Raw genomic sequence first — 15957 nt, 5'->3', positions numbered from 1 at the left:
CCGCGATTCTGCCTTGATGAGGCACGCGCCGCGGCCGATCGTAGGAGTCGCTCCCGTGCGGGAGCCGCCGTGACCACTCAGGAGACGACATGACCACTGTGCGCGTGAAGGCGTTCGACCACCTCGTCCTCAACGTCGGGGACGTCGAACGTTCGCTGGAGTTCTACGCCGGGACCCTCGGCCTGGAGCCCGTGCGGGTCGAGGAGTGGCGCGCGGGCAAGGTGCCCTTCCCGTCCGTGCGGGTCACCCCGGAGACCATCATCGACCTGTTCAGCCGTGACCGGGGCGAGTCCAACGTCGACCATCTCTGCCTGACCGTGGACCCGGTGGACTGGGAAGAGGTCATCGAGTCGGGGACGTTCGACGTCGTCGAGGGGCCCGTGGACCGCTTCGGCGCCCGCGGCACGGCCACCTCGCTCTACGTCCGGGACCCGGACGGCAACACGGTGGAGCTGCGCTGGTACCCGCAGGACGCCGAGGGGTGACCGTGCGGCGGGTGTGACGGGAGTCACCCCGAGGGGAAAACCTGCCGCCCGGTGCGGGCGTCTGGCAGGTGTGAGATCAGTCAGGAAGGGATCGGGCGAGGTGGGCACGGTGGACGAGGAACGCCTCGTCCGCCTGGTCGCCAGGGGCGACCGCGCCGCGTTCGAGGAGCTGTACCGCCGCACCGCCCCGTGGATGGCCGTGCGGCTGCGCCGCCGCTGCGCGGACGAGCAGATCGTCGCCGAGGTGATGCAGGAGACGTATCTGGCGGTGTGGCGCGCGGCGGGCGCCTTCGCGGGATCGTCGGTGGGCGGGACCGCCGTCGGCTGGCTGTGGACGATCGCGGCGCGCCGCCTCGTCGACGCCTTCAGGCGCCGGGCCCACCACGCCGAGCCGCCGGCCGCCGCCGCGCCCCCGGACGCGGCCCCCGCCGCCGAGGAGGAGGCGCTCGCGGGGACCGTCGGCGGCGACGTCGGGGACGCCCTGCGGGACCTCGCCCCGGAACTCAGGCACGTACTGCAGGCCCTGGTCCTCGACGGACTGTCCGTCCGGGAGACCGCGGTCCTGCTCGGGCTGCCCGAGGGCACGGTCAAGACGCGCGCCCGCCGGGCGCGGATCGCGATGCGGAAGGCGCTGGCATGAGCGGCACGAGGAGCAGTACGGGCGGGGACCACGCGTCGGCGCGGCTCATCGACGCCTACGCGCGCGGCGGTGACGGTGCCGCGCGTGGCGGTAGTGGTGCCGGGCCGGGCGGCGCGGGCCTCGCGGCCGACGAGGTGTGGGCGCTGGAGTCCCATCTGGAGGCGTGCGCGGAGTGCAGGGAGCGGCTGTCCGCCGCCGTCATGGCACACGCGCCCGGCACGGCCGCGCTCGTCGGCACCGTGTGGTCGGAGCTGGAGCCCCGGGTGGCGGCCGAGGCCGCCGCGGCGGCCGGGAGCCGGTCGCGGACGCGCGCCGCCGCGCGGCTGCCCGGGCGGCTCTCGGGGCGACTCCCGGGGCGGCTTTCGGGGCGGCTTTCGGGATGGCTGACCCCCGCGATGGTGCCGTGGCTCGCCATGGTCGTGAGCGTGACCGTGGCCGCGCTCCTGCTCGACCTGACCGGTGCCGGACTCGGCGAGGCGTCGACGGTGCTGCTCGTCGCGCCGGTCCTGCCCGTGTTCGGCGTCGCGGCGTCGTGGTCGCGCGGCCTGGACCCGGCGTACGAGCTGACGGCCGCGGCGCCCAGGGCCGGGCTCGACCTGGTGCTGCGGCGTACCGCTTCGGTGCTCGCCGTGGTCGTGCCCGCGCTGCTGGCGGGCGGCTGGGCGACGGGCGTGATGGTGGCCCAATGGCTGCTGCCCTGCCTCGCGTTCACCTCGGCGACGCTGGCACTCGGCGGCGTCATCGGGGTCACCCGCGCGGCCGTCGCGCTGGTCGCGGCGTGGGCGGCGCTGATCGCCGCGCCGACCCTGGCCGCGGGCCGCACCGCCCTCGCCCTGAGCCCCGCAGGGCTGCCCGTCTGGGGACTGGTTCTTGCGCTCGGCACCGGCGTCGTCCTCGCCCGCGGGGGCGCGTACGCCGTGCTGGGAGCCCATCGATGACCCACGGAAAGGACCCCCACATGACGCCCGCGGTGACCGCGGCCGACCTCGCCCCGACGACGTACGCCTGGCAGATCCGGGCCACCGGGCTGAAGGTCAGAGCAGGCAGGAGACGGATGGCCGTCGACGGGCTCGATCTGTCGCTGGGCACGGGCGTGCACGGGCTCCTCGGGCCCAACGGCGCGGGCAAGACGACCCTCATCCGCGCGCTGGCCACCGTGGTGCGCCCGGCCGGGGGCGGCCTGGAACTGCTGGGCACGCCGGTGGGCGGCACGGGCGGCACGGGCCGTACGGGTGGCGCGGCCCGTACGGGCGACCAGCGGGCGCTGCGGCGCCGGATCGGCTATCTGCCGCAGGAGTTCGGCTACTACAAGCGCTTCACGGTGCGCGAGTTCGTCGAGTACATGGCCTGGCTCAAGGAGGTGCCCAAGGCGGAGGTGCCCGGCGCCGTGCAGCGGGCCGTGGAGCGCGTCGGGCTCGCCGACCGCGCCGACGCGCGGATGAAGACGCTCTCGGGCGGCATGGTACGGCGCGTCGGCATCGCCCAGGCCCTCGTCAACGACCCCGCCGTCCTGCTCCTGGACGAGCCGACCGTCGGCCTGGACCCCGCGCAGCGGCTGCGCTTCCGCGAACTGCTCCAGGAACTGGGCCTGGACACCTGCGTGGTCGTCTCGACCCACCTGGTCGAGGATGTCGCGGCGGCCTGCACCGACGTGGTGCTCTTCGCCGAGGGCCGCCTCGTCTTCCAGGGCACCCCGGACGAACTCGCGGCGGCGGGCGGCCCCGAGGACGTCGGCGACAGCCCGCTGGAGCGCGGCTACTCGGCGCTCCTCGCCGACGGCGGCCGGGAGAGGGGCACCTGGTGAACGGCCGTGTCCTGCGCATCGAACTGCGGCGTTCCGTCGCCCCGTGGGCAGGCGCCCTGCTCCTCGCCTGCGCGCTCGCGTTCCTGTATCTGATCCCCGGGCCGTGGAGCAGGGGCACCGTGCGGTGGACGGCCCAGTGGACGTCCGTGGCCCTGTGGACCCGGACCCTGCTCATCTATCTGTGGCCGCTGGCCGTGGGGCTCGGCGCGCTCCAGGGGCTGCGCGATCACCGGGCGAGGACGGGCGAGCTGCTGACGAGCACGCCCCGGCCCGCCTGGCACCGCGCGGCCGCGCTCACGGGCACGACGGCGCTCGCCCTCGTCTCGTCCTTCGCGCTGCTCGTTCTCACGGGCGGGGTGCGGGTCCTCGCCGGTTCCGCGTACCCGCACCTGGGCTGGGTTCCGGTCTCGCTGGTGGGCGCGCTCTCCCTCGTCGCGGGCGCCGTCCTGGGCATGGGGCTGGCCCGGGCGCTGCCCTCGGCGCTGACCCCGCCCGCGCTGACGGTGGGCGCCCTCGTGTTCACCACCCTCCTGCGGGTGTCGGCGGAGTCGGCCGTCCCCTCGGCCGCCGTGCCCAACCGGCTCTCGCTGCTGTCCCCGGCGGCCCCCGAGGTGCGCGAGGTGCTGCTCACCCTCTCCGCCTCCGTGCACCTCGGGCAGACGCTCTGGCTGCTCGGCATGGCCGCGACGGGCTTCGCGCTGCTGGCCGCCGCGACCCCGCGCGGCCGGGTCCTCGCCCTCGCGCCCGTACTGGCGGGTGCGGTCCTCGCCCTGCTCGTCCTGCCCGCCGAGCCGCGCCGGACGTACGTCGTGGACAAGGCCGCCGCGGCCCTCGTGTGCGACGGCCCGGTGTGCGTGACGAAGACGCACGAGACGCGCCTCGACGACCTCGCGGGCCCGGGCCGGAAGGCGCTGCGCCTGCTGCGCGGCGCACTCGGCGACGAGGCACCGGAGAGGATCCGCGAGAGCACCGCCCTGCGGGGGCTCGGCGACACGCCGGAACGCTCCCGCGACACCGTGCTCGTCGACTTCGACGACGGGATGATCGCCGCCGCGAAGGGCGGGGAGCTGACCCGTGCGCTGCTCGCCCAGGGCCTTGCCCCGGCCTGCATGCCGCGCAGCCAGAGCGAGAGCGGCACGCTCGGGGACCTCGCCGCGCAGAGCGTCGCGGCGGGCTGGGTCCTCGGCGACCTCAAGCCGTTCCGGGGCACCGCGCACCGGGTCGGCGACCAGAACGAGACCGCCCGTCCCGTCTGGCGCGCGTTCCGGGCGCTGCCCCGAGCCGAACAGCGTGCGCGGATCGAGGACCTGCGCGCCGCCGCCCTCTCCTGCGAGGACGACCCCCTCGCCACGCTGCCGGGCGGTGCCCCCCGATGAGGTGGCTGACGCTCTACGCGCGCTCGCGCCAGGTGCCCGCGGCGCTCGCCGCGATGCTCGTCTGCGCCGTCGCGGTGTGGGCCCTCGGACGGGGCGGCGGGGGCACGGGCGATCCCCAACTGGCCGCGCTCGCCCTCGCCGCGGGCGTCTCGGCGGCCTCGGCCGGTCTCGGCGGCCAGGACCGCGCGCTCGACCGTACGGCCGCGATCCGCTGGGCGCCCCGCAGGGCGGCGCACGTGCTCCTCGCGGGCGCCGCCGCGGGCGCGGCGCTGCTGCTGGCGCAGACGATGGGCGAGGACCTCGGCACCACCGCCTTCGTCGTCCGCGACGGCGCGGGCCTGATGGGCCTCGCGGCGCTCGGCGCGGCCCTGTGCGGCGCCCCGTACGCCTGGACGCCGCCCCTCGCCTGGCTCTCCTGCGCGCTCTTCGCCCCGCCCCCGGACAACGCGCCGGCCCGGATCGCCACCTGGATGCTCCTGCCCCCGGACTCGCCCCAGGGCACCTGGACGGCCCTCGCCCTGCTGCTGCTCGGCACGGGCACGTACGCCCTCGCGGGTCCCCGCCGCTAGGCCGCTTCCCCCGGGGCGGCGGAAGGGGGACCGGCCCCTCTCGCGCCGTGCGTCACTTAATGACATACTGTCGCTTGGCGACGCGCGAAGGTGACGCGAAGGAGAAGGGCGGCGAGGCGGCATGGCGAGTGGCGGGCGCGGTGGGGGAGGGACGGCGGAGCAGCGGCGTGCGCGGGTGCGGCTGGAGATCTCCCGTGAGGCGGCACGGCTGTTCTGGGCGCAGGGGGTGGCCGCCACGAGCGGCGCTCAGATCGCCGGGGCCGCGGGCGTGTCCACGCGCACCGTCTGGCGTCACTTCCGCAGCAAGGAGAGCTGCGCGGAGCCGGTCGTCACACAGGGCGCCCTCGCCCTCGTACGGGTGCTGCGCCGCTGGCCCCGGCACAGCTCCCTCGAAGAGCACCTGGTCACGGAACTCTCGGCGGTCCGCGGCACGTTGCCGCCCGCGGGGCTCGCCGACGAGCTGCTCGGCATGCGGATGATCGTGCTCGCCGGGACCGAACCGGCGCTGCGCACGGCCTGGCTGATGGCCTGCGACCAGACGGAGCGGGAGCTGGGCGTGATCATCGGCGAACGCCTCGGCCGCCCGGTCGGCGACCTGGAGGTACGGACGCACGCCGCTGCCGCCGCCGCGGTCGTACGGGTGCTGGACGAGCACATCGGCGCGGCCGTCCTCGCGGACGCCGACCTCACCGGGTACCGGGACGTGCCGTCCCTCTCCCGGCACTTCGCCCATGCCATCCACACGGCCACCCGCGGCATCGTCGGCGAACCGGTCGGTCCGGTCGGGCCGGTCGGTCCGGGCGGGCCCGGTGAACCCGATGAGCCCGGTGAACCCGCCGCGTGAGCTTCCCGTACGTACCGGGACGACGACCCAGAAGGAGCGCCCGCATGCCCGTCCCCCCGCCCGAGGTTCCGCGGATCGCCGTCGAGGACTTCTTCGGCTCGCCCGTACGCACCAAGGCGACGATCTCGCCGGACGGCGCCAGGATCGCGTATCTGGCGCCGTGGCGGGACCGGTTGAACGTCTGGGTGGAGGCTGTCGAGGACCGGGGAGAGCGCGGCGCGCGCTGCGTCACCGCCGACGGCAACCGCAGCGTGCACACGTACCACTGGACCGACGACCCGCGCTGGCTCCTCTACGAGCAGGACGGCGACGGCGACGAGGGCTGGCATCTGTACCGGGTGGACCTCGACGACCCGGACGCCGGGGCTGTCGACCTCACCCCGTTCCCCGGCGTCACGGCCAAGGGCTTCGAGGCAGCCGTCACCGGACCCGGCACGGCGCTGGTGCGACTGAACCGCAGGAATCCCGCTGAGTTCGACCTCTACGAACTCGACATCGCCACCGGCGGACTGACCGTGCTCGCGCGGAACCCCGGCGAGGTCGGCGGCTGGCTGCGCACCCCCGGCGGGGACCTGTACGTCCAGACGCTCACCGACGCGGGGGACATCGAACTGGCGCAGTGGGACGCGAAGACGGGCGCGCGGCGCCGGGTCACCACGTTCCACGGCGCCGACCACCCGCTGGGCGTCCATCCGTTCCAGCTCACGCCGGACGGCACCGGCGTGTGGATCGGCTCCTACCGCGACACCGACCGCAGCCGGCTCGTCCGGCTCGATCTCGCCGACGGCGAGGAGACCCTGGTCGACAGCCACCCGGAATTCGACCTCGACACCCGGTCGTCGGTCTTCCCCGCGCTGCCCTCGCCCCTGATCCGCGACCGCCGTACCGGCGAGCTGACCGGTGTCCGCTACCTCGGCGAGCGACAGGTGATCCACGCGCTGGACCCGCACTTCGCCGCCGTCCTGGAGAACCTGGAGAAACTGTCCGACGGCGACCTGGCCGCGGTGTCGTCCGACGAGAGCGGACAGCGCTGGGTCGTCAGCTTCACCCACGCCCGCGATCCCGGCGTCACCTGGTTCTACGACCACGCCACCGGGCGCGGCAGGCGGCTGTTCCGCCCGTACCCGCACCTGGACCCCGAGGCGCTCGCCCCGATGACGCCGGTGACGGTCACCGCGCGCGACGGCCTGGAGCTGCCCTCGTACCTCACCCTGCCGCTCGGTGCCGGAACGCCGGGTGCCGAGCCCGGCGGGCTCCCACTGGTGCTGCTGGTGCACGGCGGCCCCTGGTCCCGCGACAGTTGGGGCTATCACCCCGTCGTCCAGATGCTCGCCAACCGGGGCCACGCGGTGCTCCAGGTCAACTTCCGCGGCTCGGCCGGCTTCGGCAAGGCCTTCCTCAAGGCCGGGATCGGCGAGCTGGCCGGGAAGATGCACGACGACCTCGTGGACGCCGTCGACTGGGCCGTGAAGGAGGGGTACGCGGACCGCGGCCGCGTCGCGGTCTTCGGCGGCTCGTACGGCGGCTACGCCGCGCTGGTCGGCGTCGCCTTCACGCCCGGCGTGTTCGCCGCCGCCGTCGACTTCTGCGGGGTCTCGGACCTCGTCGGCTTCCTGCGCACGGTGCCCGATTTCGCCCGCCCCCACCTGGCCAACAACTGGCACCTGTACGCGGGCGATCCGGACGACCCCGAGCAGGCGGAGGAGCTGCGCGCCCGCTCGCCGATCAGCCGGGTCGACGCGATCCGCACGCCGCTGATGGTGGTCCAGGGCGGCAACGACGTCCGCGTCGTCCGGGCCGAGTCCGACCGGATCGTCGACGCGGTGCGCGCCCGCGGCGTCGAGGTCGAATACCTGGTGAAGGAGAACGAGGGCCACGGCTTCGTGAACCCGGAGAACAACATCGACGTGTACCGGGCCGCCGACCGCTTCCTCGCCCGCCACCTGGGCGCACCGCGCCCCGCCGGACCGGCCTGACCGGACGAGGAAGAAGCGAGAAACAAGAGCGAGAAAGAAGAGAAGGAAAGAAGAGAGATGCGCCCGACACTGCCCCAACGCCTCTTCCTGCTCTGCTACACCGTGCGGAAGGAGAAGTTCGAACTCACCAATCTCCAGGGGCGCGGCCAGTTGCTGCGCGCCGCCGCGCTCGCCGAACTGGCCCTCGACGGACGGATCGGCGCCGAGGGCGGGAAGGGCCGCCGTACGGCCACCGAGCCGCCGGAGGACACGTTCCTCGCGGAGGTGTGGCACGAGGTGCCCGCCGACAAACCCAAGAGCTGGCTCTCCCTCGTCCACGGCAAGGCCCATGCGTCCGAGAAGCCCGTCCGCCTCCAGCTCGCCGCCACCGGCGCGGTCACCGTCCAGCACGACAAGTGGATGAAGATGCTCGCCGTCGACCGGGTGACGGTCATGGACCCGGAGGGCGTGCGCGCCGAGCAGGAGACGGTGCGCGAGGCCGTGCTCGGCGGCGCGGACCCGGCGGCGGTCCCGATGGACGCGCTGACGATGGCCGTCCTCGCGGCCGAGACCGAGGTGACCAGCGTGTTCTCCGGCAAGGAGCGCGCCGGGCACAAGGAGGCCCTCAAGGCCCTCGCCGCCCGCTTCGACGCGGCGGTCCCGGGCCTGCGCAAGGCGCTGCGCGACTCGTACCTGTCGAGCCGGGCCGTCGGGGGCGGCTGGGGTACCTGAGCCTGCGGCTATGCCGCCGGTGACGGCTTCTTGAGCACCTCCGTCAGCGCGGAGACGCTGTGCTCGCCGTACCCGGCCGCGACGGCGCGCTCCAGCAGTTCGTGGAGGGGCCTGTGCCAGGCGATGTCGAGACCGGCCTCCTCGCCGAGTTCGGCGTCGTGGGCGGCTCCGGCGAGGAAGAGGTTCACGGACGAGGCGGGGTCGCCGTACTCGCCCCGGTCGATCTCGCGGGCGAAGACCGGCAGCAGCGAGATGATCATCTCGAACCACTTCTCGCTGTACCGCACCAGGGACTCCGCCGTGAGGCCGCGCGCCTGTACCGCCGCCGCGCCCTGGAAGAAGCCGACGAGCGCGGGCAGCAGGGTGCCGCCCACCGCCATCTCGTAGAGGGCCGCGAGATCGGGGTCGTCGCCGAGATGGACGGTGTCGCCGCCCAGCACCCGCAGTACCGGGGCGAATTCGTCGAAGACGGCACGGTCGCCGCCGTAGTACAGCAGGGTGTCCTCGGCGCCCACGGCGGACGGGACGTTCTTGACCGCCCCGTCCAGATGGCGCACGCCGTGCTCCCGTGCCCACGCGGTCATCGCGCGCGCCCCGGACGGCGCGCCGCTGTTGAGCGTCACGAGGGCCCGCCCCCGCAGCGCGGCGGCAGCCGGTGCGAGGGCCGCAAGCGTGTCCTCGTACGTGGTGAGGCAGGCGACCGTCAACGGGCTCGCCCCGACCGCCTCTTCGGCCGTCGGCGCGTGAACGGCCCCCTGGGCCACGAGCGGTGCGGCCTTCGACGCCGTCCTGTTCCATACGGTCGTCCGGTGTCCCGCGGTGAGGAAGGCGGCGGCCAGGGCGCTGCCCATCGACCCCAGGCCGACGACGGTCACGGGAATGCGGTGCTGCCTGGTCATACGTGTCTCCTGATTGCTCTCGGCGGGGAGGAGGCTCCATGCTGCGGCGGGCACCGACAATTCGACAAGTACCTACAATTCTGTTCGGTACTGACATTTCTGTGAGGGGGATTCCGGTGCGGAATCGGAAATACACCTGCGGACTGGACGCCGCCATCGACGTGATGGGCGGGAAATGGAAAGGGCTGATTCTCTTCTGGCTCGACGAGAAGCCGCTGCGCTTCGGGGAGTTGCGGCGGACAGTGGAGGGCATCAGCGAGCGGATGCTGATCCTGCACCTGCGGGAGCTGGAGGCGGGCGGTCTGGTGCACCGCGAGGCCCATCCGGAGGTGCCGCCGAGGGTGGAGTACTCGCTGACCGATTTCGGCCGGTCGCTCGTCGCCGCTCTCGCGCCCCTCGGTCAGTGGGGCGAGGACCACATGGAGCGGCTGGAGGCGATTCCATGAGCGCGGGGCCGGGCCCGGCGGAGAAGTCCGCCGATCCCGGCCCCGGCCGCTTGTCCCGCCCCTGCCGTCAGGACTGGGGGCGGCTGCCGTGGTTCGCGTTGTTCTTGCGGCGAGCCTTCTTCTTGCGGCGGCGCTTGGAGGACATGGCTCTCCCCTTTCGCTCGGTTCTATCGGCCACTTTGCACCCTTTCACAGGGGTATGCGAGGTGGTCAAACCGGCGCCGGATGTCCAGTCGGCAGGGTAGTGGGGACACCTTGCCCCGTCCGGCGGACGGGTGGAATGATCTCGCTTGGCACCTGCACATGATGTGCAACAAGGGAGCGGGCGGGAGGAGCCGTGGCTGCGGACCGGACGCGCCGGGACGTCCTCGGGCTGGCGGCCGGAGGCGGCGCGGCGACGCTGCTCGCGGGGTGCGAGGGGGACGCGCGGCGGGGCACGGGACGGCCGCGGCGCGGCGGGGTCCTGCGCGCGGCGTTCCCGGGAGCGGGCGCCAAGGAGACGCTCGACCCGCACAAGCAGCGGCAGTTCGTGGACATCGCGCGCCACAAGGCGGTCTTCGACAAGCTCGTCGAACTCGGACCCACGCTGCGCCCCGTGCCCCGGCTCGCCGAGAGCTGGGAGTCCGACGCGGACTCCACGGTCTGGCGCTTCCGGCTGCGCGAAGCCGTCTTCCACGACGGGCACCGCCTGGAGGCCGAGGACGTCCTCTACAGCCTGCGCCGCATCCTCGACCCCCGGGCCGCCGACCACCTCGGCGCCAACTCGCTCTCCTCCCTCGACCTCGACCGCTCCCGTGCACTCGGCCGGAACACCGTCGAGCTGCGGCTGAAGCGGCCCGGCGCCGAGTTCCCCTCGCTCCTCGCGGGCACCGGCGTCGTCATCGTCCGAAGCGGCTACCGGAACGCGGACAAGCCGGTCGGCACCGGCCCCTTCCGCTTCGGCTCCTTCCGCGCCGGGCGTTCCTTCACCGCGCACCGCTTCGACGACCACTGGGGCGGCGCCCCGTACCTGGACGAGCTGCGCATCCTCTCGGCGGAGACGGAGGCGCGCGGCAGCGCCGTACAGGCGGGGGAGATCGACTACGCGCACGAGATGAGCCCCACCTTCGCCCGCCTGGCCGAGGGCAACTCCCGGGTGACGCTCGTCGCCACACCGCTCAGCGGCGTCAACGGCTTCGCCCTCAAGACCGACCGGCCGCCCTTCGACGACCCCGACGCCACCATGGCCGTCAAACTGCTCGTGGACCGGCGCAGGCTCGTCGAGGTCGTGGACGGCAACCGCGGACGCGTGGGCAACGACCTGTACGGCAAGGGCTACCGGTACTACCCCGAGGGCCTGCCCCAGCGCGAGCGCGACGTCGCCGAGGCCCGCGCGCTCGCCCGGCGCAGCGGACTGCGCGGGCGGCGGCTCACCTTCTACACGTCCACCGCCGCCGACGGCTTCGTCAACGCGGCGCAGCTCTTCGCCGACATGGCCGACGAGGCGGGCATCGGCGTCGAGGTCGTCTCCGGCCCGCCCGAGACGTACTTCACCGACCAGCTCAGGACCGGCGACATCGGCAACCACCGCTGCGGGGCCATGCCCATACCCACCTACGTCTCCCAGCGGCTCCTCGACGGCTCCCCGCAGAACGCCAGCGCCTGGCGGCGCCCCGCCTTCGACAAGGAGTTCGTACGGGCCGAGGGCGTCAAGGACGAGGAGCGCCGCACCCACGCGTACGACGCGCTCCAGCGGACCGTGCGGGACGAGGGCGGGCTCGTGCTGTGGAGCCATCCCGAGTGGCTCAACGCCGTCTCCACCTCCGTCCACGGGGTGAGGCCCGCAGCGCCCAACACCGTGGACTGGGCGCGCTTCGACACCGTGTGGATCGACTGAATGGCACGCCACGCGCTGCGGAGGACCGGACTGGCCGTGTGCCAGCTCGCGCTGCTGTCCGTCCTGGTCTTCCTGCTGACGGCGCTGCTGCCGGGCGACGCGGCGGACGTGCTGTTCAACGAGAAGGCGGGAACCGCGCAGATCGCCCGGCTGCGCGCGGAGATGGGCCTCGACGAACCGCCGGTGGAACGGTTCCTCGACTGGGCCGGCGGCCTGCTCACCGGCGACCTCGGCACCTCGTTCACCGGCGGCGGGCCCGTCTCCCGGATCGTCGCGGACTCCGTCGGCGCCACCGCCGTCCTCGCGGGGGCCACCGTCCTGATCGCCGTACCGCTGGCGCTCGTCCTCGGGCTGCTGGCCGGCTGCCGCCCCGGCGGACGCTTCGACCGTACGGTCACCGCCGTCACCCTCGCGCTCGACGCGGTACCCGACTTCGTGCTGTCGCTCGCGCTCGTCGCCGTGTTCGCGCTGAAGCTGGGCTGGCTGCCCTCCACCTGGATCGGCGCCACCACCGGCGACCTCGTCGCGCGCCCCGGCCTGCTGGTGCTGCCCGTCGCGGTGCTGCTCGCCCGCACCGTCTGCCAGCTCGCCCGGCAGGTGCGGGCCGGGACCCTGGGGGCGCTGCGCTCCGCATACGCGGTGCAGGCCCGGCGCCTGGGCGTGCCCCGCACCCGGCTCGTGCTGCGCCACGTGCTGCCCAACGCGGCCGTCCCGGCCGTCCAGCAACTGGCCCGCACCGGCGACACGCTGCTCGGCGGCGTCCTCGTCGTCGAGGCCGTCTTCGCCGTCCCCGGCACCGCGACCGCCCTCATCGACGCGGTGCAGAGCCGCGACATCCCCACCGTCCAGGCGCTGACGCTGCTCCTCGCCGCCGTCGCGCTCCTCCTGAACCTCGCCGCCGACCTCGTCTCGCACCGGCTGTCCCCGAAGGCGGAGGTGCTCAGATGACGGCGGAACCGGCCAGGACCCCGGCGCGGAAGCGCGCACGGGGCGCCGTGACCACGGTCCTCGCGGCCGTGCTCTTCGCCGTGCCCGTGGCGCTCGCGGTGTGCGGGCCGCTCCTCGCACCGTGGGCCGAGGAGTCGGGCCCCGGCGCGCCCTACGCGCTGGACGGCCGCCACCCCCTCGGCACCGACGGCCTGGGCCGGGACGTGCTCGCCCTGCTGCTGCGGGGCGGCGCCAGCGCGCTCGGCTCGGCGGCCGGCGCGGTCGCCGTCGCGTACGTCATCGGCGGCGCGCTCGGGCTCGCCGCCGCCGTCAGCCGCCACCGCTGGCTGGACGAGCTGCTGATGCGGCCCGTCGAGGTGCTCCTCCCCGTCCCCTCGCTGCTCGTGATCAGCGTCGTCGGCGTCGGCCACCAGGGCCAGGCCCTGGCCATCGGCGCGGCCGTCGCGCTCGTGAACGTCCCCGCCGCCGCGCGTCTCGTACGGGCCGCCGCGCTCCGCGCCGCGAGCAGCCCCGTGGCGGAGGCGATGCGGCTCCAGGGCGAGTCCCGGGCGCGCGTCCAGCTCGGGTACGTCGGCGGATCGGTGCTGCCTGTCGTCGCCGCCGACATCGGCACCCGCGTCACCGGCGCCGTCTTCACCGTCGCCGCCGCGAACTTCCTCGGCCTGGGCCTCCAGCCGACCTCGCCCGACTGGGGCGTCACGATCGCCGCGAGCCGGGAGGCGCTGCTCGTCCAGCCGTGGTCGGTGTGCGCGCCCGCCGCGATGCTCGTGATGTTCACCGTCGGACTCAACCTGCTCGCCGACCGCTTCCTGACGTACGGCGACACCCGCATCCGCACCCGCCGCCCCCGGAAGGAGGCCCCGGCATGACGGCCCGCCCGCTGATCGAGGCCCGGGGCCTCACCGCCCGTACCGCCGACGGCACGGTGCTCGTGGACGGGGTCGGACTCGCCCTGCTGCCCGGGCGCGTCACCGCGCTCGTCGGCCCCTCGGGCAGCGGCAAGACGACGACGGCCCTCGCGCTGCTGGGCGAGGCGGGGGAGGGCGTACGGCTCTCGGGCCGGGTCCGCGTGGACGGCACCGAGGTCGTGGGCGCCGACGGCGCGACCACCGGCGCCCACCGCGTACGCGGTGGCACCGTCGCCTATCTGCCGCAGGCCCCCGGCAGCGCCCTCAACCCCGCCCGCCGCACCGGCTCCGTCCTCGCCGAACTCGCCGCGCTGCACGCCCTGTCGGCCGACGGGCGGTCCGGACAGCCCGGGCAGTCCGGACCGTCCGGACCGCCCGCGCGGTCCTGGCGGCGGCGCCGCGCCGCTGCCCGCGAGCGCGCGCGGGAGGCCCTGCTCCAGGCCCAACTGCCCGGCGACCGGGCGACGCTGCGGCGCTTCCCGCACCAGTTCTCCGGAGGACAGCAGCAGCGCGTCGCGCTCGCCCAGGCGCTCGCCTGCGGGCCGCGCGCCCTGGTCCTCGACGAGCCGGGCACGGGCCTGGACACCGTGACGAAGGCGGCGCTGACCCGCGAACTGGCCCGGCTCGCCGGTACGGGCCTCGCGCTCCTGCTGCTCAGCCACGACCACGCGATGGTCCGCGCGCTCGCCGACGAGGCGGTGCTCCTGGAGGGCGGACGCGTCACCGCGCGGGGCACGCCCGACGCCGTACTGCCGCCCCTGCCCACGCCCCGCCGACCCGCGAGGCCGGACCCCGCCGAGGGCGAGAGCCCCTCCCGTACGCCGCTGTTCGAGGCGCGCGGCCTCACCGCCTGGCTGCGCAGGCGCGGTCACGACGACGTGCTGCACGACGTCTCGCTCCACCTGCGCCCCGGCGAGTGCCTCGGTGTGGCGGGCCGTTCGGGGAGCGGCAAGACGACCCTCGCCCGGTGCCTCGCCGGGCTCCACGAGCGCCGCCACGGCGACGTCCTCCTCGACGGCGAGCCGCTGCCGGTGCTGCGCCGCCGCGACGCCACGGGCAAGCGGCGGGTGCAGTACGTGTGGCAGGAGGTCCACGGCTCGTTCGACCCCCGCCGCCCCGTCCTCGACCAGGTCGCCCGTACGGCCGTACGGCTGCGCGGCCTCGCGCCCGGACCGGCGCGCGAACGGGCGGCGGCCCTGCTCGGCGAGCTGGGGGTGCAGGAGACGACCGCCGGGCGGCTGCCGGACGGGCTGTCCGGGGGCGAACTGCAGCGCGCCGCCTTCGCGCGTGCCGCGCTCGCCGGGCCCGACGTCCTGGTGTGCGACGAGATCACCAGCGCGCTCGACGCGGAGGTGGCCGAGCGCATCCTGGCGCGGGTGGAGCGGATGCGCCGCGAACAGGGCACGGCCGTCCTGTGGATCGGCCACGACCTGCGGCTGCTGCGCCGGGCGGCGGACCGGATCCTCGTGCTCGACGAGGGCCGGGTCGTCGAGACGGGGGAGTGCGCCGAGGTGCTGGCACGCCCGGACGCGGAGGCGACCCGGCGCCTGCTCGAAGCGGAACGGCCGGGCGGCGAACCGCTCCGAGCGCCCCGCGACGACCGCCCCACCACCGGCACAGCGAGGAGAGGAACGACATGACCGAGACGGAGACGGACACCGGGACGGAGACCGGGACGCCCGTGCAGCACGACTGGCAGGCGTGGCAGCGGAGCTGGGACCGCCAGCAGGAGTGGTACATGCCCGACCGCGAGGAACGGTTCCGGGTGATGCTCGACGTCGTCGAGGCCGTGGCCGGACCCGAGCCCGTCGTGCTCGACCTCGCCTGCGGCACCGGCAGCATCACCGCGCGGCTGCGCGAACGGCTGCCCGGCGCCCGCAGCACGGCCCTCGACCTGGACCCGGTGCTGCTGTCCATCGCGCGCGGCACGTTCGAGGGCGACGAGCGGGTCGAGTTCGTCACCGCCGACCTCACCGACCCCGACTGGCCCGCGGCCCTCCCGCGCCGCCCGTACGACGCGGTGGTCACGGCGACGGCCCTGCACTGGCTCTCGGCCGACGCCCTGCGGACCGTCTACGGCCAGATCGCGGGAGTGCTGCGGGACGGCGGCGTCTTCCTCAACGCCGACCACATGCGCGACGACGAGGCGCCCCGCCTCAACGCCGCCATGGAGTCCTTCCACGCCGCCCGCAAGGAGCGCGACCGCGCCGCCGGGGCCCAGGACTGGCGTGACTGGTGGACCCGGGTCGCCGACGACCCGGTGCTCGCCGGGGCCGCCCGGCGCCGGTTCGAGCTGTTCGACGACCCCCGCCTGCCCAAGCCCGGCGGCGACGCCGGAATCCGCGAGGGCCGCCCCGTCACCACGGCCTGGCACCTGGACGCCCTCACCGGCACGGGCTTCGCCGAGGTCCGCCGCATGTGGTGCTCCTCGACGGACGCGGTCCTGGCCGCGCTGCGCTGAGCGGCCCTCCCGCG

General features: G+C 74.8%; 16 protein-coding genes. 15 read left to right on the top strand and 1 reads right to left on the bottom strand.

The features are described from left to right. Window positions 1-89: 89 nt before the first annotated feature. From ABD343_RS07310 to ABD343_RS07270, 9 genes are all read left to right on the top strand, one after another. Window positions 90-485: a VOC family protein gene (locus tag ABD343_RS07310; RefSeq protein ID WP_344525279.1), complete on the top strand. Its 396-nt coding sequence runs from the start codon at window positions 90-92 to the stop codon at window positions 483-485. A 109-nt stretch (window positions 486-594) separates the two neighbouring features. Then, window positions 595-1125 carry an RNA polymerase sigma factor gene (locus tag ABD343_RS07305; RefSeq protein ID WP_344525277.1) on the top strand — a complete coding sequence of 177 codons (531 nt, stop codon included), beginning with the start codon at window positions 595-597 and terminating at the stop codon, window positions 1123-1125. Next, window positions 1122-2063 (top strand): zf-HC2 domain-containing protein, encoded by a 942-nt coding sequence (locus ABD343_RS07300; protein WP_344525275.1) that lies wholly within the window; start codon window positions 1122-1124, stop codon window positions 2061-2063. Before ABD343_RS07305 ends, ABD343_RS07300 begins: the two co-directional genes overlap by 4 nt. Then, window positions 2060-2929, top strand: coding sequence for an ABC transporter ATP-binding protein (locus tag ABD343_RS07295; protein ID WP_344525273.1), 870 nt, complete (start codon window positions 2060-2062; stop codon window positions 2927-2929). The genes ABD343_RS07300 and ABD343_RS07295 overlap by 4 nt, the downstream gene beginning before the upstream one ends. After that, window positions 2926-4305 (top strand): hypothetical protein, encoded by a 1380-nt coding sequence (locus ABD343_RS07290; protein ID WP_344525271.1) that lies wholly within the window; start codon window positions 2926-2928, stop codon window positions 4303-4305. The genes ABD343_RS07295 and ABD343_RS07290 overlap by 4 nt, the downstream gene beginning before the upstream one ends. After that, a complete protein-coding gene (locus ABD343_RS07285; RefSeq protein WP_344525269.1) occupies window positions 4302-4874 on the top strand; it encodes a hypothetical protein in 573 nt (190 codons plus the stop codon). Before ABD343_RS07290 ends, ABD343_RS07285 begins: the two co-directional genes overlap by 4 nt. A gap of 121 nt (window positions 4875-4995) precedes the next feature. Beyond that, on the top strand, window positions 4996-5718 hold the full coding sequence (locus tag ABD343_RS07280; protein ID WP_344525267.1) for a TetR/AcrR family transcriptional regulator: 723 nt from the start codon (window positions 4996-4998) through the stop codon (window positions 5716-5718). 44 nt (window positions 5719-5762) lie between these two features. Then, window positions 5763-7694 (top strand): S9 family peptidase, encoded by a 1932-nt coding sequence (locus ABD343_RS07275; protein WP_344525265.1) that lies wholly within the window; start codon window positions 5763-5765, stop codon window positions 7692-7694. A gap of 57 nt (window positions 7695-7751) precedes the next feature. Next, complete coding sequence (locus ABD343_RS07270; protein ID WP_344525263.1) at window positions 7752-8405, top strand: GOLPH3/VPS74 family protein; 654 nt, start codon at window positions 7752-7754, stop codon at window positions 8403-8405. 8 nt (window positions 8406-8413) lie between these two features. Here the strand turns inward: ABD343_RS07270 and ABD343_RS07265 are convergent, their stop codons facing one another. Further along, on the bottom strand, window positions 8414-9304 hold the full coding sequence (locus ABD343_RS07265) for an NAD(P)-dependent oxidoreductase (protein WP_344525261.1): 891 nt from the start codon (window positions 9302-9304) through the stop codon (window positions 8414-8416). Window positions 9305-9420: 116 nt separating this feature from the next. On the opposite strand from ABD343_RS07265, the gene ABD343_RS07260 reads away from it, so the two are divergent. The 6 genes from ABD343_RS07260 to ABD343_RS07235 all read left to right on the top strand — a co-directional run bounded on the left by ABD343_RS07260 (window position 9421) and on the right by ABD343_RS07235 (window position 15943). After that, complete coding sequence (locus ABD343_RS07260) at window positions 9421-9750, top strand: winged helix-turn-helix transcriptional regulator (protein WP_344525259.1); 330 nt, start codon at window positions 9421-9423, stop codon at window positions 9748-9750. Window positions 9751-10087: 337 nt separating this feature from the next. After that, window positions 10088-11626 carry an ABC transporter substrate-binding protein gene (locus ABD343_RS07255; protein WP_344525257.1) on the top strand — a complete coding sequence of 513 codons (1539 nt, stop codon included), beginning with the start codon at window positions 10088-10090 and terminating at the stop codon, window positions 11624-11626. Further along, window positions 11627-12574, top strand: coding sequence for an ABC transporter permease (locus ABD343_RS07250; protein WP_344525255.1), 948 nt, complete (start codon window positions 11627-11629; stop codon window positions 12572-12574). Further along, entirely contained in the window at window positions 12571-13443 is an 873-nt protein-coding gene (locus ABD343_RS07245; RefSeq protein WP_344525253.1) for an ABC transporter permease, read from the top strand. Before ABD343_RS07250 ends, ABD343_RS07245 begins: the two co-directional genes overlap by 4 nt. Then, window positions 13440-15122, top strand: a complete 1683-nt coding sequence (locus ABD343_RS07240) for an ABC transporter ATP-binding protein (protein WP_344525252.1) — start codon at window positions 13440-13442, stop codon at window positions 15120-15122. Before ABD343_RS07245 ends, ABD343_RS07240 begins: the two co-directional genes overlap by 4 nt. After that, on the top strand, window positions 15119-15943 hold the full coding sequence (locus ABD343_RS07235; protein WP_344525250.1) for a class I SAM-dependent methyltransferase: 825 nt from the start codon (window positions 15119-15121) through the stop codon (window positions 15941-15943). The genes ABD343_RS07240 and ABD343_RS07235 overlap by 4 nt, the downstream gene beginning before the upstream one ends. Window positions 15944-15957 lie beyond the last annotated feature (14 nt).

It is taken from the genome of Streptomyces albiaxialis (genome assembly GCF_039530985.1).
Classification (GTDB): domain Bacteria; phylum Actinomycetota; class Actinomycetes; order Streptomycetales; family Streptomycetaceae; genus Streptomyces; species Streptomyces albiaxialis.
The sequence above is the reverse complement of the archived record's forward strand: the minus strand, read 5'-3'. Positions and strand labels throughout refer to the sequence as shown.